This window comes from Vibrio ostreae, from assembly GCF_019226825.1.
Taxonomy (GTDB): domain Bacteria; phylum Pseudomonadota; class Gammaproteobacteria; order Enterobacterales; family Vibrionaceae; genus Vibrio; species Vibrio ostreae.
Map to the genome: position 1 here is coordinate 2,448,315 of NZ_CP076643.1, position 21,368 is coordinate 2,469,682.

At 50.8% G+C, this 21,368-nt stretch carries 12 protein-coding genes, 10 tRNA genes and 2 pseudogenes; 8 read left to right on the top strand and 16 right to left on the bottom strand.

Annotation, left to right across the window (positions count from 1 at the left end; all coding sequences use genetic code 11):
* Positions 1-92 precede the first annotated feature (92 nt).
* A complete protein-coding gene (gene queG, locus KNV97_RS17340; RefSeq protein WP_136487900.1) occupies positions 93-1,205 on the top strand; it encodes a tRNA epoxyqueuosine(34) reductase QueG in 1,113 nt (370 codons plus the stop codon).
* 774 nt (positions 1,206-1,979) lie between these two features.
* Here the strand turns inward: queG and KNV97_RS17345 are convergent.
* From KNV97_RS17345 to orn, 11 genes are all read right to left on the bottom strand, one after another.
* Positions 1,980-2,056, bottom strand: a tRNA-Met gene (locus KNV97_RS17345).
* A 60-nt stretch (positions 2,057-2,116) separates the two neighbouring features.
* Positions 2,117-2,192 (bottom strand) — tRNA-Gly (locus KNV97_RS17350).
* Positions 2,193-2,226: 34 nt separating this feature from the next.
* Positions 2,227-2,303 (bottom strand) — tRNA-Met (locus KNV97_RS17355).
* A 199-nt stretch (positions 2,304-2,502) separates the two neighbouring features.
* Positions 2,503-2,578 (bottom strand) — tRNA-Gly (locus KNV97_RS17360).
* A 122-nt stretch (positions 2,579-2,700) separates the two neighbouring features.
* A tRNA-Met gene (locus KNV97_RS17365) sits at positions 2,701-2,777 on the bottom strand.
* A 59-nt stretch (positions 2,778-2,836) separates the two neighbouring features.
* A tRNA-Gly gene (locus KNV97_RS17370) sits at positions 2,837-2,912 on the bottom strand.
* A 34-nt stretch (positions 2,913-2,946) separates the two neighbouring features.
* Positions 2,947-3,023, bottom strand: a tRNA-Met gene (locus KNV97_RS17375).
* A 183-nt stretch (positions 3,024-3,206) separates the two neighbouring features.
* Positions 3,207-3,282: transfer RNA gene (locus KNV97_RS17380), tRNA-Gly, on the bottom strand.
* 50 nt (positions 3,283-3,332) lie between these two features.
* Positions 3,333-3,408 (bottom strand) — tRNA-Gly (locus KNV97_RS17385).
* Positions 3,409-3,459: 51 nt separating this feature from the next.
* A tRNA-Gly gene (locus tag KNV97_RS17390) sits at positions 3,460-3,535 on the bottom strand.
* A 213-nt stretch (positions 3,536-3,748) separates the two neighbouring features.
* Positions 3,749-4,294, bottom strand: coding sequence for an oligoribonuclease (gene orn / locus KNV97_RS17395; protein WP_218562437.1), 546 nt, complete (start codon positions 4,292-4,294; stop codon positions 3,749-3,751).
* 100 nt (positions 4,295-4,394) lie between these two features.
* On the opposite strand from orn, the gene rsgA reads away from it, so the two are divergent.
* The 6 genes and pseudogenes from rsgA to KNV97_RS17425 all read left to right on the top strand — a co-directional run bounded on the left by rsgA (position 4,395) and on the right by KNV97_RS17425 (position 12,276).
* Positions 4,395-5,525 carry a small ribosomal subunit biogenesis GTPase RsgA gene (gene rsgA, locus KNV97_RS17400; RefSeq protein WP_218562438.1) on the top strand — a complete coding sequence of 377 codons (1,131 nt, stop codon included), beginning with the start codon at positions 4,395-4,397 and terminating at the stop codon, positions 5,523-5,525.
* 147 nt (positions 5,526-5,672) lie between these two features.
* Entirely contained in the window at positions 5,673-6,530 is an 858-nt protein-coding gene (gene asd / locus KNV97_RS17405; protein ID WP_136487883.1) for an archaetidylserine decarboxylase, read from the top strand.
* A 165-nt stretch (positions 6,531-6,695) separates the two neighbouring features.
* Positions 6,696-8,111: an SLC13 family permease gene (locus KNV97_RS17410; protein WP_218562439.1), complete on the top strand. Its 1,416-nt coding sequence runs from the start codon at positions 6,696-6,698 to the stop codon at positions 8,109-8,111.
* Between the two features lie 243 nt (positions 8,112-8,354).
* Positions 8,355-9,238: pseudogene (locus KNV97_RS17415) on the top strand (DMT family transporter).
* 219 nt (positions 9,239-9,457) lie between these two features.
* Positions 9,458-10,990, top strand: a complete 1,533-nt coding sequence (gpmM, locus tag KNV97_RS17420) for a 2,3-bisphosphoglycerate-independent phosphoglycerate mutase (protein ID WP_136487886.1) — start codon at positions 9,458-9,460, stop codon at positions 10,988-10,990.
* A 150-nt stretch (positions 10,991-11,140) separates the two neighbouring features.
* Positions 11,141-12,276: pseudogene (locus KNV97_RS17425) on the top strand (murein hydrolase activator EnvC family protein).
* A 104-nt stretch (positions 12,277-12,380) separates the two neighbouring features.
* Here the strand turns inward: KNV97_RS17425 and KNV97_RS17430 are convergent.
* The 4 genes from KNV97_RS17430 to nudC all read right to left on the bottom strand — a co-directional run bounded on the left by KNV97_RS17430 (position 12,381) and on the right by nudC (position 16,352).
* The gene (locus KNV97_RS17430; protein WP_218562440.1) at positions 12,381-13,337 is read right to left on the bottom strand and encodes a DHH family phosphoesterase; all 957 of its coding nucleotides are present in this window, start codon (positions 13,335-13,337) and stop codon (positions 12,381-12,383) included.
* Positions 13,338-13,430: 93 nt separating this feature from the next.
* Entirely contained in the window at positions 13,431-14,066 is a 636-nt protein-coding gene (locus KNV97_RS17435) for a TetR/AcrR family transcriptional regulator (RefSeq protein WP_136487889.1), read from the bottom strand.
* Positions 14,067-14,204: 138 nt separating this feature from the next.
* Positions 14,205-15,272, bottom strand: coding sequence for a uroporphyrinogen decarboxylase (hemE, locus tag KNV97_RS17440; RefSeq protein ID WP_136487890.1), 1,068 nt, complete (start codon positions 15,270-15,272; stop codon positions 14,205-14,207).
* Between the two features lie 294 nt (positions 15,273-15,566).
* Positions 15,567-16,352 carry an NAD(+) diphosphatase gene (gene nudC, locus KNV97_RS17445; protein ID WP_218562441.1) on the bottom strand — a complete coding sequence of 262 codons (786 nt, stop codon included), beginning with the start codon at positions 16,350-16,352 and terminating at the stop codon, positions 15,567-15,569.
* A 175-nt stretch (positions 16,353-16,527) separates the two neighbouring features.
* Here nudC and rsd point away from each other — a divergent pair, with 175 nt between their 5' ends.
* A complete protein-coding gene (gene rsd / locus KNV97_RS17450) occupies positions 16,528-17,022 on the top strand; it encodes a sigma D regulator (RefSeq protein ID WP_136487892.1) in 495 nt (164 codons plus the stop codon).
* A gap of 124 nt (positions 17,023-17,146) precedes the next feature.
* On the opposite strand, the gene rpoC is transcribed toward rsd, so the two are convergent.
* Positions 17,147-21,349, bottom strand: coding sequence for a DNA-directed RNA polymerase subunit beta' (gene rpoC, locus KNV97_RS17455; RefSeq protein WP_218562442.1), 4,203 nt, complete (start codon positions 21,347-21,349; stop codon positions 17,147-17,149).
* Positions 21,350-21,368: the final 19 nt, after the last annotated feature.

Here is a 21,368-nt window from a genome sequence, read left to right on the forward strand (position 1 = left end):
TTCAAAGGATAAGAGGCAAAAGCGCCGGATCCGGCTGGATCCACAGACTGAGATCCGCTAAGATCCCGCCCCCTTGCAGCGAGCATTAGACTATGGATTACCATCAACTTGCCGATCAAATCAAACTGTGGGCCAAACAACTCGGTTTTGACAAGGTTGGGATCTGCGATGTCGATCTAAGTGAACACGAAGCGGAGCTGCAGCGCTGGCTGGATGCCGGCTACCATGGTGATATGGACTGGATGGCAAGACATGGCATGCTAAGAGCCCGGCCAGACGAGCTGCTGCCAGGCACGATTCGGGTTATCAGCGCACGAATGAACTATCTGCCACCACAAGCCCAGTTTGCCAGTAACCTTGATGATCCGAGCCAGGCCTATATCAGCCGCTATGCGCTGGGGCGTGACTATCACAAGCTGGTACGCAACCAGTTAAAAAAGCTGGGTGAAAAAATTGAGCAGGCCGTGGGACAGTTAGGTTATCGCCCGTTTGTGGACTCGGCGCCTATTCTGGAGCGCCCGCTGGCGCAAAAAGCCGGACTGGGCTGGAGCGGCAAGCACTCACTGATACTGGATAAAGACGCAGGTTCATGGTTCTTTCTCGGTGAGTTGCTGGTTGATATCCCGTTGCCGGTTGATACACCAGCCAGTAATGAGTGCGGAAAATGCCAGGCCTGCATGACATCCTGCCCGACCGGTGCGATTACAGAAGAAGGGGTCGTTGATGCCAGACGCTGCATTTCGTATCTGACAATTGAGTTTGCCGGTGTGATACCGCTCGAGTTTCGCCAAGCGATGGGTAACCGAATTTATGGCTGTGATGATTGTCAGTTGGTGTGTCCGTGGAACCGCTTTTCCGATGTGACCGAACAGACCGATTTTCATCGACGGGATATTTTTAACGACCCGGATCTGGTCACGCTATTTGAATGGGATGAAGAAACCTTCCTACGCAATATGCAAGGCTCGGCAATTAGACGTATCGGCCATGAGCAATGGCAGCGTAATTTAATTGTTGCCATGGGGAATGCCCCTTACTCTGGCAGAATCATTGCCACGCTGGAGAGTCACCAAGGCCGCTCAGAATTGCTGGATACACATATTGAGTGGGCGCTGGCGCAACAGTACCAACAGTTACCACAGACGAATAACAAGCATCAACGCTTAATACGGATAATCCAAAAAGGGCTGCCAAGGGATGCATGAGTAGTATCTGGTGACACAACCGCTACGCACATACTTTGATATGGTTCTCAAATATACGTAATGTGGAAAAAATTTTAACTCCACATCATTTTCTAAATTTCAGAAAAGTTAGTCACACCAGCAGGAAATGATTAGGATCAACGAAAATACAGTTAATGATCGTTTTTTATCCAGAAGAAAACCGAGAAAAATCAAAAGATATTCATTTAAATCAACAAGTTACATATAAACCTGTTGTCGGACATAACTGGGGACACGAGAAAAGATCCTGCCGCAAGTGTCCATTCCAGCTACTGAAAAACACTTTATACACCAAGTTATCCACAATTCTATTCTGTGGATAAGTCTGTTAATGAACGGTACAAAATCCGTGTACTCCTGACAAAAGAGCAACGAAAACTTGCTGGATAATGTTTTTTTGAGGTAAAAAAACCACCCTGCCAGACAGCAGCGTGTTCTTTTTAAATGGGGGTTTATGCTTCACAGCATTAGAGAAAGAGCGTTGGCGACTAAGCCAGATTTGCTGTTTTCAAAGCAAAAAAATCTGCGAACCAGTCGCAGTATTCTTTAACTTCTATTCACTTTGTTGAATTTGGTTGCTTTGCCGGGCTGTATTTGAACCTAGCGGCGCATCCGTCGATGACCTGAGGGTTATGATTATCACAACGAGCAGACTATCTTGAATTTGGTTGCGGGGCCGGGTTTGTACCGGGCGGCGCATCCGTCGACGGCCTGAGGGTTATGATTATCACAACGAGCAGACTATCTTGAATTTGGTTGCGGGGGCCGGATTTGAACCGACGACCTTCGGGTTATGAGCCCGACGAGCTACCAAGCTGCTCCACCCCGCGTCCGTATTGTGTTCACCGTTGAGCACGATGAGGGCTTTTACTTTCTGTTAAGAAAGAATTTGGAGCGACACACGAGGTTCGAACTCGTGACCTCAACCTTGGCAAGGTTGCGCTCTACCAACTGAGCTAGTGTCGCATAACAATTCGTTATTAAACCAATTGTCTGAATTTGGTTGCGGGGGCCGGATTTGAACCGACGACCTTCGGGTTATGAGCCCGACGAGCTACCAAGCTGCTCCACCCCGCGTCCGTATTGTGTCACCGTTAAGCACGATGAAGGCTTTTACTTTCTGTTAAGAAAGAATTTGGAGCGACACACGAGGTTCCCTTACCTTTAACAAAAAGGCGTGACCTCAACCTTAGCAAGGTTGCGCTCTATTTACTGAGCGAGTGTCGCAAGGATTAATCGCATTAACGATTAATCTAGCTTTCTTTATCAAAGAAAATGGAGCGACACACGAGGTTCGAACTCGTGACCTCAACCTTGGCAAGGTTGCGCTCTACCAACTGAGCTAGTGTCGCATAACAATTCGTTATTAAACCAATTGTTTGAATTTGGTTGCGGGGCCGGGTTTGTACCGGGCGGCGCATCCGTCGACGGCCTGAGGGTTATGATTCTCATAACGTTCAGACTATCTGAAATTTGGTTGCGGGGGCCGGATTTGAACCGACGACCTTCGGGTTATGAGCCCGACGAGCTACCAAGCTGCTCCACCCCGCGTCCGTATTGTGTCACCGTTAAGCACGATGAAGGCTTTTACTTTCGGTTAAGAAAGAATTTGGAGCGACACACGAGGTTCGAACTCGTGACCTCAACCTTGGCAAGGTTGCGCTCTACCAACTGAGCTAGTGTCGCATAACAATTCGTTATTAAACCAATTGTCTGAATTTGGTTGCGGGGGCCGGATTTGAACCGACGACCTTCGGGTTATGAGCCCGACGAGCTACCAAGCTGCTCCACCCCGCGTCCGTATTGTGTCACCGTTAAGCACGATGAAGGCTTTTACTTTCCGTTAAGAAAGAATTTGGAGCGACACACGAGGTTCCCTTTCCTTTAACAAAAAGGCGTGACCTCAACCTTAGCAAGGTTGCGCTCTATTTACTGAGCGAGTGTCGCAAGAATTAATCGCATTAACGATTAATCTCAATTTGGAGCGACACACGAGGTTCGAACTCGTGACCTCAACCTTGGCAAGGTTGCGCTCTACCAACTGAGCTAGTGTCGCATGTCATCGTTAAGCACGATAAAGGCTGTACTTTCTGTTAAGAAAGATTTTGGAGCGACACACGAGGTTCGAACTCGTGACCTCAACCTTGGCAAGGTTGCGCTCTACCAACTGAGCTAGTGTCGCATTGTCATCGTTAAGCACGATACAGGCTGTACTTTCTGTTAAGAAAGATTTTGGAGCGACACACGAGGTTCGAACTCGTGACCTCAACCTTGGCAAGGTTGCGCTCTACCAACTGAGCTAGTGTCGCATCAACAACGATTTCCGTCGTTTAGGGCTGCGAATTATAAGAGCATTTTTTTGCGATGCAAGAGATTCTCGCTAAAAAAACAGAAGTTTTTTTTGTTTGCCGAAAAAACATGCAGAAAGCACCATATTTGAGAGGCTTACTGGCGACTATAGCAGCAGCAAGCGTCTCAAGCGGACATTGAACACAGCCCAAATGCGTTATTCGCACCACAAATCAGATGGAGAATATGGTCGCACGATAATATTTGAGTTCAGCAATCGACTCACGAATATCATCCAGAGCAAGGTGGCTGCCCTGTTTAGAAAAACCATCCAGAATTTCCGGTTTCCAGCGCCGAGTCAGTTCTTTCAGGGTACTGACATCAAGATAGCGATAATGAAAATAGGCTTCCAGGCGTGGCATATGCTGGTAAAGGAAGCGACGATCCTGGCCGATGCTGTTACCACAGATGGGTGACTTACCCTCAGGAACCCACTGGCGCAAAAACGCGATAGTCTGTTCAACGGCTTCATCTTCGCTGATGGTACTATTGCGCACACGCTCCACCAGCCCGCTTGAGGTATGCGTATTGGTACACCAGTCATCCATTTTCTGCAATTCTGATTCTGGCTGATGAATTGCTAACACCGGACCTTCAGCCAGAATATTGAGCTGAGAGTCGGTCACAATAGTCGCAATTTCAATGATTTTATGAGATTCCGGCTCTAAGCCAGTCATCTCCAGATCGACCCAAATCAGGTTTTGATCGCTAAAAGACATAGACGGGTACCTATAGGTTTATCGATAAAGCAGGTACTATATACCCAAGTGTACATAATTCAAATTGTCAGCCGCGGCTGATAACGAAAATTTCAACCCGATGATTTGCGGCAATCTGCGGAGTTTTTCCGGGCTTCCCAAACCATCCAGCAACACGAAAGTAGAGCAGAGTGGCAAAGAAAAAAAGCTGACTAAGGGTCAGGTACGACGCGTTCGGAATAACCAACACCGTAAACTGAAACAGGAAAAAACCATCGAATGGGATGAGTCGATGCTGCACAGCGCCAAAACGGGTCTGGTGATTACCCGTTTTGGTCAACATGCTGATGTGGAAGATCCGGAAAGCGGTGAAGTTCACCGTTGTAACCTGCGCAGAGGGATTGAAACGCTGGTCTCAGGTGACAAAGTTATCTGGCGCCCGGGAGTGGAAAAGCTGGCCGGCATCTCCGGAGTGGTCGAAGCCGTTGAGCCACGCCAATCCGTACTGACCCGCCCGGATTATTACGATGGTTTAAAACCGGTGGCTGCCAACGTCGATCAGATGGTGATCGTCTCTTCTGTTCTGCCCGACTTATCGCTCAATATTATTGACCGTTATCTGATAGCGGCCGAAACCCTGGCGATTTCTCCATTGCTGGTCCTTAATAAAGTCGATCTGCTGGACGATGCTCAGCGTGAACACTATCAGACCTTGCTGGGTGAATATCAACGCATCGGTTACGAAGTGCTCTACGTCAGTAAAAAGAGTGGTGAAGGCATTGCGGCGCTGGAAGCTAAATTGGGTGAACACACCAATATTTTTGTCGGTCAGTCCGGTGTGGGTAAATCCAGTCTGGTGAATGCCCTGATGCCTGATTTGGAAGACTGGGTGGAAGAGGGTGAAATTTCCGAAACCTCAGGCCTTGGTCAACATACGACGACAGCCGCCCGTTTGTACCACATCCCTTCCGGTGGCGACCTTATCGACTCGCCGGGGGTGCGTGAATTCGGCCTGTGGCACTTGAGCGCAGAAGAAGTGACCAAAGCGTTTGTCGAGTTCCGCCCGTTTCTGGGTGGCTGTAAATTCCGTGACTGTAAGCATGGTGACGATCCGGGCTGCATGCTGCGTGAAGCGGTCGACAAAGGCGACATCAGTGCCGCGCGTTTTGAAAACTACCATCGCATTATCGAAAGCATGGGTGAAAATAAAGCCAACCGTCAGTATTCACGCAGTAAAAAAGCCGACTTGTAAGCGGTTAAGTCGCGATTTTGCGCAAAAACGTCGATACAGATAAAAAAGCAGAGATGTAATGACGTATGCTGGGATAACTGCTGACATGCGTCATTATTTTCAGTAACATTCTGCGCCCAAAAGTTAAACACATTGGAATTGTAAACAATGGATAAGATTAAAGTCAGACTGCAATACTGGATTCCCCAACATGGCCTGACCCGCCTGATGGGTAAACTGGCTTCAGCCAAGGCTGGCGGTCTGACCACAGCCGTCATTCGCTGGTTTATCAAACAGTACAACGTCAATATGGACGAAGCACTGCATTCAGATCCAAAGCACTTTAAAACCTTCAACGAGTTTTTCGTGCGTGAACTGAAAGCTGGCGCGCGCCCAATTGCCGCTGGTGACGAGGTAATTACCCACCCGGCCGATGCCTGTGTGAGCCAATTCGGCCCTATTACCGATGGCAAACTTATTCAGGCCAAAGGTCACGACTTCTCAGCCCAGGAACTGCTGGGCGGCGATGCCAAACTGGCAGAAGAATTCCGTGACGGTGACTTTGCCACACTGTATCTGTCGCCAAGCGATTATCACCGTGTTCATATGCCGTGTGATGGCACACTGCGTCAGATGATTTACGTACCTGGTGACCTGTTTTCGGTTAACCCGCTGACCGCTGAAAATGTGCCAAACCTGTTTGCACGTAACGAGCGTGTCGTGTGTATCTTTGATACTGAATTTGGCCCGATGGCCCAGGTGCTGGTTGGCGCAACGATCGTCGGCAGTATCGAGCTTATCTGGGCGGGTACCGTCACCCCGCCGCGCGGCAACACCGTATACCGCTGGGACTATCCGGCGGACGGTGATAAAGCGGTCGTACTGAAAAAAGGTCAGGAGATGGGCCGTTTCAAACTGGGCTCAACTGTGATTAACCTGTTTGCTAAAGATGCGATTCGTTTTGATGTGACCATGCAGAACAATACGCCGACTATGTTAGGTGCTGCGTACGCACATAAAGCCTAAGCGCTCAACGTCGCCTTCGCTTTCTGCGGGGGTGACGTTTGACTCTCCGCACACTTCCTGATCTGCATGACGCTGAATATGTAAAACTTTGCCACTCCTCTAAGACCTGTCACGGTTAAAACCTTACTCTGTCTGTAGTTATTTCGATTGGATAAGGAAGACGCGATGCAGACACTCAACACCAGCCTTATATTGCGGCTGATGATTTGTTTCGGATTGCCGGCATTGGTGCTGATGTTACCGATCGATGCCATTCCTATCGCCGACCTGACTCTGGTGCAACACCGCTTACTGGCGATTTTTCTGCTCGCGGCTTTGCTGTGGGTACTCGAACCGGTACCGGTATTCGCCACCTCAATTCTGATCATCGCCCTCGAGCTGGTCATGATTTCCAACAAAGGTCTGCACGCTTTCCGGGCACCGGTTGAAGGTCACGAGCTGGGGCAAATGCTGGCCTACACTGATATTTTTTCCGCCTTTTCCTCACCGATCATCATCTTGTTTATGGGTGGCTTTGCCCTGGCCATTGCCGCATCAAAATATGAACTGGACAACAACCTAGCGCGGGTCCTGCTCAAACCGTTTGGCAGTCAGCCTAAATTCATTATGCTCGGGCTGATGCTGATCACGTCCGTGTTCTCGATGTTCATGTCCAATACCGCAACCACAGTGATGATGCTGGCTCTGCTGGGCCCCATCGTTGCCTCAGCGCCAAAAGGCGACCTGGGGATTAAAGCCTTGGTACTGTGTATTCCAATCGCCGCCAATACCGGCGGCATCGCCACGCCAATAGGGACACCACCGAATGCCATCGCCTTGCAGTATCTGACCGGCGATAACAGCATCAGCTTCTTGTCCTGGATGATGATGGGGCTGCCGTTTGTGCTGATCCAGCTCACTCTGGCCTGGTTTTTACTACAAAAACTGTTTCCGTCTTCCCAGGCCAGTATGAGCCTCAAACTGGATGGTCGTTTCCAGCGCAGCTGGCAGGCGATTGTGGTGTATGTCACCTTTGCGCTTACCATAGTGCTGTGGATGACTACGGCGCTGCACGGCATGAACACTTACGTGGTCGCCATCCTTCCGCTGGCAGTGTTTACTCTGACCGGAATTATGGGCAAAGAAGAGCTGAAACAGATCAACTGGGATGTGTTGTGGCTGGTTGCCGGCGGGATTGCGATTGGTATCGGTCTGGAACAGACCGGACTTGCCCACGCACTGGCGCATGCGATTCATTATGAAACCCTGTCACCAATGGCCGTCGTCATCGCCTTATCTCTGGTGTGCTGGCTGATGGCCAACTTCATGTCCAATACCGCCACCGCTAACCTGTTAATGCCAATCGCAGCGGCCATTGGTACCAGTATGCCGAGCCTGGCCGAAGCCGGAGGCCTGCAGGGGCTGTTAGTCGTGGTGGCATTCTCCGCTTCGCTTGGGATGATATTACCGGTCTCAACACCGCCGAACTCGCTGGCCTACTCGACCGGCCTGATTGAAAGCAAAGATATGGCTAAGACCGGCCTGGCACTGGGCATTATCGGTCTGCTGGTTGTCTACCTCGCTGTGGCTATCCTGATCTGAATAGATAGTACTGCTATGAACAGGATAACCCTGCATAGGGCCAGCGCCACGGCGTGTGGCCCCCGTCTTTTATACTGCGCTTAACCGTCCATCGCACTGTACGACTGACGGTCAGTGCCCCATAAGCCACTGTTTTAACCATTGCGCTGCCAATCCACCCTGCGGTCAATTCACTTTGTTTTCCATGTGGTTAATGGCATATTGAGTGCTCTTTTCTTTCCCCTTTCTGATAAGGACAACCATATGGGATTTGAGTGGCTGGCGCTGGCTGCGGCGTTTTTGTGGGCCGTGGCCAGCCTGTTATCAGTAGCGCCAGCCCGACATCTGGGCACATTTGCCTACAGTCGCTGGCGCATGGGCTGCACCTCGGTCATTCTGGCCAGTATCGCCCTGCTGACCGGTGGCTGGTCCAGTGTTGCTATGGCTGACGTAACACCGATGATGTTGTCCGGTCTGATTGGTATTTTTATCGGCGATACCGCACTGTTTGCCTGCCTGAACCGGATGGGCCCCCGCCAGTCCGGCTTGCTGTTCTCCTGCCATGCGGTGTTTTCCGCCATCATGGGCTATTTCCTGTTTCAGGAGAGTATGAGCAACCTGGAATTACTCGGCTCGGCGTTAGTTTTCAGTGGCGTACTGACTGCGATCTTTTTGGCCGGCGCGGACAAAACCACAGTCTGGAAACGTTGAATGGCAGCGTCTGGGCCGGGGTCGCTCTTGGCCTGACGGCCGCACTGTGCCAGGCGCTGGGCGGTATTATTGCCAAGCCGGTGATGCAAACCAGCATCGACCCTGTCGCAGCATCGGCCATCCGGATGATGACCGCCTTCTGTGCCCACTGTGTGCTGCGCGCAACCGGCGCTAAGGTCAGCCGGGCACTGCACCCAATCACCGGTCGTATTTTTGTGATTACCGCGGTGAACGGTTTTCTCGCCATGGCGGTTGGCATGACCCTGATTCTGTATGCGCTGCGCGAGGGCAATGTCGGTATGGTTGCCCTGCTCTCTTCCACCACACCTATCATGCTTTTGCCTATACTTTGGGTCTATACCCGGCAACGTCCGAACCGCTTTGCCTGGCTGGGAGCCGCCGTGGCGGTGATAGGTACCAGTATCTTGGTGTACTGAGATATGTGACGACTGATATCTCAGACAACGAACACCTCAGACAACTGGGGCAAACAGCCCTAAAGCCACTGAGGTTAAGGGGCTGCTGAATTTGATCAATAGGCAACGTTTTATTGCATTGATAGGGAAATTCATTGATCTTACCCTACTGCAAACACAGCAAAGTGTAGTAAAATTACGCTAATTTCTAGTTACTATGAATTTGACGAGGTCATTACTATGTCAGCTAAGAAGCCTATGGCTCTGGTGATCCTGGATGGATGGGGTTACCGTGAAGACAACTCAAGCAACGCGATCAACAATGCAAACACGCCTGTTCTTGATGGTCTGATGGCAAACAATCCGAATACCCTAATTTCTGCTTCAGGCATGGACGTTGGCCTGCCAGACGGTCAAATGGGTAACTCTGAGGTGGGCCACACGAACATCGGTGCAGGCCGCATCGTGTATCAGGATCTGACTCGCATCACCAAATCGATTGCCGACGGTGAATTCCAGCAGAATGAAGTACTGGTCGCTGCAATCGACAAAGCGGTTGCCGCAGGTAAAGCCGTTCATCTGATGGGTCTGATGTCTCCGGGTGGCGTTCACTCACACGAAGATCACATCTATGCCGCCGTTGAAATGGCAGCAGCACGTGGCGCAGAGAAAATCTACCTGCACTGCTTCCTGGACGGACGTGATACGCCGCCACGCAGCGCAGAAGCGTCACTAAAACGCTTTGATGAGCTGTTCGCTAAACTGGGCAAAGGCCGCATCGCATCGGTAGTTGGTCGTTACTACGCGATGGACCGTGATAACAACTGGGATCGCGTTGAAAAAGCTTACGATGTTCTGACGGCAGCACAAGGCGAATTCACCTTTGATTCTGCGCTGCAAGCGCTGCAAGCGGCTTACGCACGTGAAGAAAACGACGAATTTGTTAAAGCGTCTGAAATCCGTGCGGAAGGTCAGGAATCTGCAGCCATGCAAGACGGCGATGCAGTGATCTTTATGAACTACCGTGCTGACCGTGCACGTCAGATCACCCGCACTTTCGTGACTGACTTTGCAGGTTTTGAGCGTAAAGTCTTCCCGGCGATCGACTTCGTGATGCTGACTCAATACGCAGCAGACATTCCGCTGCTATGTGCATTCCCACCAGCATCACTGGAAAACACTTACGGTGAATGGCTGGCGAAAAGCGGCAAAACCCAGCTGCGTATCTCAGAAACTGAGAAATACGCACACGTGACTTTCTTCTTCAACGGCGGCGTAGAAAACGAGTTTGACGGTGAAGAGCGTCAGCTGGTTGCGTCACCAAAAGTGGCAACCTACGATCTACAGCCTGAAATGAGCTCCAAAGAGCTGACGGACAAACTGGTTGCGGCGATCAAGTCTGGTCAATACGACGCGATCATCTGTAACTACCCGAACGGCGACATGGTCGGCCATACCGGCGTATACGATGCCGCAGTTAAAGCATGTGAAGCGGTTGATGAATGTATCGGCCGTGTCGTGGAAGCGATCAAAGAAGCAGACGGTCAACTGCTGATCACTGCCGACCACGGTAACGCTGAGATGATGATCAACCCGGAAACCGGCGGCGTGCACACTGCGCACACCAACCTGCCAGTACCACTGATCTATGTGGGTAACAAAGACATTACCCTGAAACAGGGCGGTAAACTGTCTGATCTGGCGCCAACCATGCTGGCACTGACTGATCAGGAAATCCCAGCTGAAATGTCTGGCGCAGTTCTGTTCTCGTAAGCCTGGCTTACCGGTTATCAAACCCCGATTTATCGGGGTTTTTTTTCGCCTTTTTGTGCCCGCCACCGAACAATGACAAACTTTTTACCTGCCATACGCACCATTAGGTATACTGGCAGCTTCAAGGCCCATTACGATTATTGTAAAAACATGACGTTATTCACTTGCAAAATGGCTTCCCGCGCCCGATTCGGTCTGTGGCTGCTGGTCATCGGTGCCGGCAGTCTGCCGCTTACGACGCAAGCCGCATCGCAGCAGGAGCTGAAAGGGGTAAAGAACGAGATTTCCCGCCAGCAACAATCACTGTCGGCGCGGCAGAAAGAGCTCGATCAGCTGCAAAAGTCATTGAAACAGCAGGAACTGGATATTTCCACGCTGGAGAATCAGATCAAGTCCAGTAAAAACCAGCTTGCGCAAGCCAATGCCAACATTGCCCGGCTGCAGGAAAAAATTGCCCGGCTGGAAACCCAGCGTAAGCAGCAGGCCGACCAGCTGGCCGAACTGATTGAAACCTACTATATCACTCAGCGTGCCAGTTCAGCGGGTGATATCTTTAACAACAGCGCGCAGCAAGATCGCATCAGCCAGTATTATCAGCACCTGGCCAAAGCGCGCAGTGAAACGATTGAAGCATTGCAGCAGACTCGCAAGGCACTGGATGACAGTGACCACCAGCTGAAACTGGAACGGGATCAAATAGGATCACTGCTGGAAGAGCAGACACATAAACGTGACCAGCTGGCCAGCACCCAGACTAACCGCCGTAAAACCCTGGGCAAAATTCAACAAAGTATCTCCGGTGATAAAGTCTACCTGGCTGAGCTACAGCGTAATGAAACCCGTCTGAAAGCCGAAATCGCCAAAGCCGCCAAACGCAATGCCGTACCTATGAATGGTATCAGCCAGCAGCGCGGCAAGCTGCCGTGGCCGCTGAAAGGACAAGTACTGCATAATTTTGGTGAGCGCCAGACCGGACAAATTGACTGGAAAGGCATGGTGATCGATGCCAATTATGGTCAGGCGGTCAAAGCGGTTTATCCGGGCACTGTGGTGTTTGCCGAATACCTGCGCGGTTACGGCCTGGTGGTCCTGCTGGATCACGGCAAAGGCGATATGACCTTGTATGGATTCAACCAGTCACTGATGAAAAAGAGGGCGACAAAGTCACGGCCGGCGAAACTCTGGCTCTGGCGGGAGATACCGGTGGGCAAAGCCGTCCAGCACTCTATTTTGAGATCCGCCGCAACAGTAAAGCCGAGAACCCACGTAACTGGCTGAGTCGTTAACGTCTGTCCTATTATCCGCTCTAGTTCAAAGGCCACTTCATGAGTGGCCTTTGTTGTTTCATCGCGCTGTGATAGTGCTCAGCTATAACTTAACCATCCATAGCTTAACCATAATAAGCTTCAACGGCTTCAATCAGACAGGTCAGGTCCTGCTTGGGCAGCAGGTTAATCCCGGCCGCAGCTTCACGCCCGCCACCGGTCTCAAACTGTGCACACAATGTCCCGGCACCCTGCTTGTTGCTGAGCGGCGCGCGCAGCGAGACCGTGAAATGCTGCTCATCGGCTTCGGTCAGCACCAGATGGGCCTGATCCGGCTGCTGATTGGCCAGCAGATTACCGTACACCCCGCTGACACGATGGGAGGCCGACTCATCCGGCAGTTCAAACACACGCAGCAGCGGACTTTGATGCACCGCCTCCAGCGCCAGAGCATGGGCAATATCGCGCTCATAAGCGGCTTTAAGAACATGATAGGCCGAGTCCGGATCGGCAATCACCTCAAACGGTGAGGTGTAGCCACTCAGGGCACGCAACAAATCGGCCGGATGGTAGTGCAGATCGGCGGTGGTTTTACCATATCCGTTATAGTTAATCAGGGTGCCGAGCTCTTTAAGCTGCTCAGCCTGAGAGGTCCTCAAACCGGCTTTAGCCGCCAGCCCGTCAGCCACCTTAAGCAGGTTATCGCCGTAAGCCGCGGTAATCGCCCAGTCATGGTACTGGCCCTGCAGCAGCTCATCGACTATCAAAGCCGTGCACATGTTCGCATCCAGATTGATATGCGCTTGCAGATTATCATGCTGAGGGATATCACCGGCCTGATGGTGATCGGCGTAAAACACGCGTGCACCGGCAGCGAGTGCCTGTTGTAACGCGGCGCTGTTTTTTGCCATCGAGACATCAAGCACCGTCAGACTGTCACCGGTCTGAAAAGGCACTTTAGCGAGCAGTTGAATATCGCGTTTGACCCCAGTCACCAACTGGCTGTCGAGCGGCGTCGCGAGGCGCAACTGAAGCAGAGCGATGATACCGTCGGCATCACCATTGAACACGTCATAATGCATAATGAAGGCTACTTTTAATTCCTTGTATTAACATGGGAAATTATCAGTATCCGCGCCACCAGCCTAAGAATGAAAGGTTATATATCATCCCTTTTAGGCATGCATTGCCCGTACGCCATCGGCCAGTAATTGCAACTGCTCCACTCCCTGCTCGGTCGCGTTCGGTTTCATCACAGAAATAATCTGCAGCATGCCCTGATGGATAATCTGCTCGGTGATGTCGGTTTTAGGTGACATGGCCGCCTGATAGGCCAGCCAGCTGCAGGCAATCAGATGCAGAGTCGTGACCAGCTGTTTCATCTCTTCCTTATTGAGGTCGAGTAACTGCATGTCAACAAAGGCCTGCATGATGTTCACCAGGTTAGCCTGCAACTTTTCCTGCACGCGGATGTAATCCTGATGCAACTCTTCGTCACGCTGCAGAATCTCTGGCAAATTGGCGTAGAAAAAACGGTATTTCCACATCAGGGTAAAAATCGAATCAAGATAATGCTTAAGCAGAGTCAGGGTTTCGTACTGCCCCTGCAAAGGTTTAAAGCGCTCTAATAGCTCGCTCGAGTAGAGGGCAAAAATCTCACGCACGATTTCCTGCTTATTGCGAAAATGGTAGTAGAGATTGCCCGGGCTTATCTCTATGTGCGCAGCAATATGATTAGTGGTCATCGGGCGTTCGCCATGCTCATTGAACAGCTCCAGTGCGGCATGGACAATTCTGTCTCTTGTTTTCATCTGGCGGTCACACTCCTTCCTGATTAAGTGAAGTATATACCCAAGTTGTGGTCAGCGGCATGATCACACACGCTCAGAACCGGAACAGAGTAAAAAAAAGCGCCCTGATTCGAGCGCTTATATTTACAAACTGCAAAGTTACTTATGGTACGGCTTGGATAACTCATGCACCGCATCAACAAATACGCCGGCGTTTTCCGGCGGCACATCAAGGTGAATGCCATGACCAAGGTTGAAGACGTGGCCGGTGCCACCCTCCCCAAAGCCTTGCAGAATTGACGCGACCTCTTCGCGAATCCGCTCCGGCTGAGCGTACAGCATCGACGGATCCATGTTGCCCTGCAGCGCCACTTTATCACCAATGCGCGCTTTGGCGTCCGCAATATTGATGGTCCAGTCGAGACCCACCGCATCACAACCGGTGGCAGCAATCTGCTCCAGCCACATACCACCGTTTTTAGTGAACAGCGTCACCGGCACGCGGCGGCCGTCGTTTTCACGGATCAGACCATCGACAATCTTGTGCATGTACTGCAGTGAGAACAGGTTGTAATCACGCGGAGTCAGTACGCCGCCCCAGGTATCAAATACCATGACCGACTGCGCACCGGCTTTGATTTGCGCATTCAGGTACTCGATCACGCTATCCGCCAGTTTATCCAGCAACAGGTGCAGGGTGGCTGGCTCGGCATACATCATTTTCTTAATCTTGGTGAAAGCTTTTGAGCTGCCGCCTTCAACCATATAAGTCGCCAGAGTCCACGGGCTGCCGGAGAAGCCGATCAGCGGAACTTCCCCCTGCAGGTCTTTACGGATCTGACGCACCGCATTCATCACGTACTGCAGCTCGCCCTCCGGATCCGGCAGACCAATTTTATCGACATCAGCTTTACAGGTAATCGGGCGATCAAACACCGGACCTTCTCCGGCCGCAAAACGCAGGCCAAGGCCCATTGCATCCGGAATAGTCAGAATATCTGAAAACAGAATGGCGGCATCGAGCGGGAAACGACGCAATGGCTGCAGAGTCACTTCTGAAGCCAGCTCGGCATTACGGCACAGCGCCATAAAGTCGCCCGCTTGCGCACGTGTTGCGCGGTATTCTGGCAGATAGCGTCCAGCCTGGCGCATCATCCATACCGGGGTGCAATCAACTGGCTGCTTGAGCAGTGCGCGCAGATAGCGGTCGTTTTTTAATTCTGTCATTCCGTATTCCACTTCTATTTAGGCTTATGGTTTGATGGTTACATCATCGCAATGGGACGTATTCTAACATTGATTGCCACTACGTAACGAGGAGCTTTGCAACCTGGATCATGTTATTAAGTATTAAATCATTGCTTAATTTGCGTACGATGTCATTCAATGTTACAAATTTGTTCGCTAGCGAAAACTACAACTATAACTGGGTATTTGATACTCAGCATCTCATAACGACATCTTACTTACCCCCTCCCGAAACGGAGGGTTTTTTTTAGCGGTCCGTTCACAGCACCCGCTTTAAGCATCCGGGTAATCACGCTTGATTTCACCCAAGGTGTGCTCAATCAGCTCACGGGCGATCGTGCCCTTCGGCGCAACCGGCGGCATTGTCCGGGGAGTAAACCATTTAGCATCACACAGCTCGGTGTAGTCCGGTTTGACCTCTCCGGCTTTATAGTCGGCCACAAAGCCCATCATCATACTGGATGGGAAAGCCCATGGCTGGCTGCCGAAATAACGGATATTGTGCACATCAATTCCGGTTTCTTCTTTGATTTCCCGCGCCACGCACTGCTCCAGTGTCTCACCCACTTCGAGAAAGCCGGCAATCACTGTGTACATGCCTGAGCGGTGACGGGCATGCTGAGCCAGCAGGATGTGCTGCTGACGCCGCACCGCAACAATAATACACGGGAAAATACGCGGATAGTGCAACGTACGACAGTCATGACACTGCATTGCCATATCACGATGATTGAGATAATTACGCCCGCCGCACTGCGGACAAAAGCGCATGCTCTGGCTCATATGGCCATACTGAATCGCTTTGCTGGCCAACAGGAAAATTGCCTCCGGCAGTTGCAGCATGTCACGCAGTGATACCAACTCAAGATCCCGGTCCAGATCCGCGGCATTGAGCCAATAAACCGGTAAACCCTGATAGCGATCGATCTCGATCGCCGACTCCGTCGGCAGATCCCACTGATCTGCGGTTCCGAAAGGCAGGGTTCCATCTACAGTCCAGATCTCACTTCCTGAAACAACGCACCAATAAGCGTTTTTCGCGTCACTGTTTTTTAACATGCTCACTCCTGTTTGCTTGCAGTCTGTACATTTTACTGGCAATCTAACTTCATACCAGAGTTTGTACGGATTTGATTTCAAATCTATTCAATCTCTTAGGGACGATAAGTTGTACTGTACCGCAATAACAAATAGGCAAAGGATAGATCATTATTAATGATCCGATCATGAGGACATGGTCATGCTAAAAAAATTCAAAACAACGCAAGAACAGTGGGGCGGCTCAAGTGACGTCATCGATCACTGGCTCAATAAGAGGCAGCAACTGATCGTTGAATACTGCAAACTGGCAGCGCTGCAACCCTGTGCAACAAAAGCTGCTGTCACTGAACTCCCCTCTCCCGACGAACTGAAGTTTTTCTGCGAAGAGCTCGTCGATTACATTTCTGAAGGCCATTTCAAAATCTACGACATGGTGATGAACAAGTGGCAGGCCACTGGCTTTCACGCCACCGACGAAATCAATCAGACTTATGCTGAAATCGTCGAAACCACCGATCCACTGCTCAACTTCAATGACCGCTACGCTGACGTCAGTGAAGATGATGATATGGAAACCCTGGATGATGATTTGTCTGAAGTGGGAGAACTTTTAGAATCACGCTTTGAAACCGAAGACCAATTGATCCAATTGATTGCCGACAGTCTGTCGATCCCGCCCGGTGCATAACTAGCCAGCGTATCATGCCACCAGCGTAGCAGCGGTCAGCAGAAGCGGATAGCTGACATCGATTTCGCAATCGCAAGCAATAAAAAAGGCACCCGAAGGTGCCTTTTTTCATACTGAGATACGATTACTCGTCAGCAGAGAAGCCTGCGTTCAGCAGCGCTGCCAGATTGTCAGTCGCTTGTTCCGCTGAAGGACCTTCTTTTTGTGCATCACGTTGAGACTGACGCTCTTGGTGATACGCAAAACCAGTACCCGCAGGGATCAGACGACCCACGATCACGTTCTCTTTCAGGCCGCGCAGATCATCACGCTTACCAGAAACCGCAGCTTCAGTCAGTACGCGCGTCGTTTCCTGGAACGATGCGGCTGAGATGAACGATTCTGTTGCCAGAGACGCTTTGGTAATACCCAGCAGTTCGCGTTCGATACGTGCAGGTTCTTTACCTTCTGCTTCAAGATTACGGTTAGCAATCTTAACTTGTGCGTATTCTACTTGCTCACCAGGCAGGAACTCAGAGTCACCTGCGTGAGTAATAGTACACTTACGCAGCATCTGACGAACGATAGTCTCAATGTGCTTATCGTTAATCTTAACGCCTTGCAGACGGTATACTTCCTGAACTTCGTTGGCAATGTAAGTTGTTACTGCGTGGATACCACGTAGGCGCAGAATGTCATGTGGAGACTCTGGACCATCCGCGATAACGTCACCACGTTCAACACGCTCACCTTCGAACACGTTCAGCTGACGATGCTTAGGAATCATCTCTTCGTAAGTCTCACCGCTGTCGCGAGTGATGATCAGACGACGCTTACCTTTGGTCTCTTTACCGTACGATACCGTACCTGTATGTTCAGCCAGGATCGCAGGCTCTTTCGGCTTACGGGCTTCAAACAGGTCAGCTACGCGAGGCAGACCACCGGTGATGTCTCGGTTACCGCCAGATTTCTGCGGGATACGAGCCAGCGTGTCACCCACGCTTACTTCTGCACCATCGTCAATGTTAACGATCGCTTTACCCGGCAGGAAGTACTGCGCTGGCATATCGGTACCTGGGATCATAACGTCATTGCCGTTAGTATCAACCAGTTTGATAGCCGGACGCATATCTTTACCTGCTGACGGACGAGCGGCTGGATCAGTAACTTCGCTTGAAGACAGACCCGTCAGATCATCAGTCTGACGAGAAACAGTTACACCATCGATCATGTCAACGAACTGGATACGACCTGCCACTTCAGTAATGATTGGCAGTGTGTGCGCTTCCCAGTTAGCAACGGTTTCGCCGGTATCTACCGCATCGCCGTCTGCTTTGCTCAGCAGCGAGCCGTATGGCAGTTTGTGTTTCTCTTTGGTACGGCCAAATTCGTCAATGATAGTCAGCTCAGATGCACGAGAAGTGATCACCAGCTTGCTGTCTTTGTTGATAACGAATTTCGCGTTATGCAGTTTAACCGAACCTTTGTTCTTCGCCTGGATGCTGTTCTCAGCTGCTGCTGTCGATGCCGCACCACCGATGTGGAACGTACGCATCGTCAGCTGTGTACCAGGTTCACCGATTGACTGAGCCGCGATAACACCAACCGCTTCGCCTTGGTTAACCAGGTGACCACGCGCCAGGTCACGACCGTAACATAGTGAACAACAACCGAAGTCTGAATCACAAGTTACTACTGAACGTACTTTAATGTTGTCCACGGAATTCTCTTCCATGATTTGACACCATTTTTCGTCGATCAGCGTGTTACGCGGGATCAGTACTTCTTCAGTACCTGGTTTCAGAATGTCTTCTGCAACCACACGACCCAGAGCCAGCTCAGTCAGGGCAACTTTAACGTCACCACCTTCGATGTGAGGCATCATTTCAACGCCTTCAACGGTGCCACAGTCGTGTTCAGTAACCACAACGTCTTGTGCAACGTCTACCAGACGACGAGTCAGGTAACCCGAGTTCGCTGTTTTCAGTGCCGTATCCGCCAGACCCTTACGAGCACCGTGCGTTGAGATAAAGTACTGAAGTACGTTCAGACCTTCTTTAAAGTTCGCAGTGATTGGCGTTTCGATGATCGAGCCATCCGGACGAGCCATCAGACCACGCATACCAGCCAACTGACGAATCTGCGCTGCAGAACCACGAGCACCTGAGTCGGCCATCATGTAGATGCTGTTGAACGACTCTTGTTTCTCTTCTTCGCCATCACGGTTCAGAACCAGTTCAGAAGACAGGTTTTCCATCATCGCTTTCGCAACGCGATCGTTGGTCGATGCCCAGATATCGATCACTTTGTTGTAGCGTTCGCCGGCTGTTACCAGACCAGACTGGAACTGTTCCTGAATCTCACGTACTTCTTCTTCTGCTTCTGCGATCTCAGTGTATTTCGCAGGTGGTACAACCATATCGTCGATACCTACAGAAACACCTGACAGTGCCGCGTATGCGAAACCGGTGTACATGATTTGGTCAGCGAAGATTACCGTGTCTTTCAGACCCAGTTTACGGTACGCCTCGTTCAGCAGGCTAGAAATCTGCTTCTTGCCCAGCTTTTGGTTAACGATGCTGAATGGCAGACCTTTCGGTACGATTTGCCACAACATTGCACGACCAACAGTGGTATCCACCATCTTGGTTTCTGTCGTGCTGTTACCGTCTTCGTCAACCACTGTTTCAGTAATACGTACTTTTACGCGTGCGTGCAGTGCAGCAGTCTTAGTGCGGTATGCCTTCTCAGCCTCTTTCGGGCCAGCCAGGTACATGCCTTCACCCAGTGCGTTCACTTTTTCACGGGTCATGTAGTACAGACCCAATACAACGTCCTGAGAAGGTACGATGATCGGATCACCTGATGCTGGCGACAGAATGTTGTTGGTCGACATCATCAGAGTACGAGCTTCCAGCTGAGCTTCCAGAGTCAGAGGTACGTGTACCGCCATCTGGTCACCATCGAAGTCCGCGTTATAGGCCGCACACACCAGTGGGTGCAGCTGAATCGCTTTACCTTCGATCAGCACAGGTTCGAACGCCTGGATACCCAGACGGTGCAGTGTTGGTGCACGGTTCAGCAGTACCGGGTGTTCACGGATAACTTCATCCAGGATATCCCATACTACTGCTTCTTCACGCTCTACCATCTTCTTAGCTGCTTTGATAGTCGTCGCCAGGCCACGAGTTTCCAGCTTGCTGTAGATGAATGGTTTAAATAGCTCGAGTGCCATCTTCTTAGGAAGACCACACTGGTGCAGACGCAGGTAAGGACCTACTGTGATTACAGAACGGCCTGAGTAGTCTACACGTTTACCTAGCAGGTTCTGACGGAAACGACCCTGTTTACCCTTGATCATATCAGCAAGAGATTTCAGAGGACGTTTGTTCGAACCTGTGATCGCACGACCGCGACGACCGTTATCCAGCAGCGCATCAACAGACTCTTGCAGCATACGTTTTTCGTTACGTACGATGATGTCCGGAGCAGCAAGCTCTAGCAGACGCTTCAAACGGTTGTTACGGTTGATCACACGACGGTATAGATCGTTCAGATCTGAAGTCGCAAAGCGACCACCATCCAGCGGTACCAGCGGACGCAGATCCGGCGGAAGTACCGGAAGCACAGTCAGGATCATCCACTCAGGTTTGTTACCTGATGAGACGAACGCTTCAACCAGCTTCAGACGCTTGGTAACTTTCTTGCGTTTAGTTTCAGAGTTAGTGGTATCCAGCTCTTCGCGCATCTGCTCAGCTTCCGCTTGCAGATCCATAGAGGTCAGCAGATCTTTGATCGCTTCCGCACCCATTTTCGCAGAGAACTCGTCGCCCCACTCTTCCAGGCGATCCAGGTACTCTTCTTCTGTCAGCATCTGACCACGTTCCAGGTCAGTCATACCTGGTTCTGTCACTACGTACATTTCAAAGTACAGTACGCGCTCGATATCACGTAGTGGCATGTCCATCAGCAAACCGATGCGAGACGGCAGTGATTTCAGGAACCAGATGTGAGCTACTGGTGACGCCAGTTCAATGTGGCCCATACGGTCACGACGAACTTTAGTCTGAGTAACTTCAACGCCACACTTCTCACAGATAACTCCGCGGTGTTTCAGGCGCTTATATTTACCACAAAGACATTCGTAGTCTTTTACCGGACCAAAGATACGCGCACAGAACAGACCATCGCGCTCAGGTTTGAACGTACGATAGTTGATGGTCTCAGGTTTCTTTACTTCACCAAAAGACCATGAACGAATCATGTCCGGTGAAGACAGACCGATTTTGATTGCATCAAATTCTTCGGTCTTATGCTGTGCTTTCAGAAAGTTTAATAAGTCTTTCACAATCAGCTCCTGTAAGGAG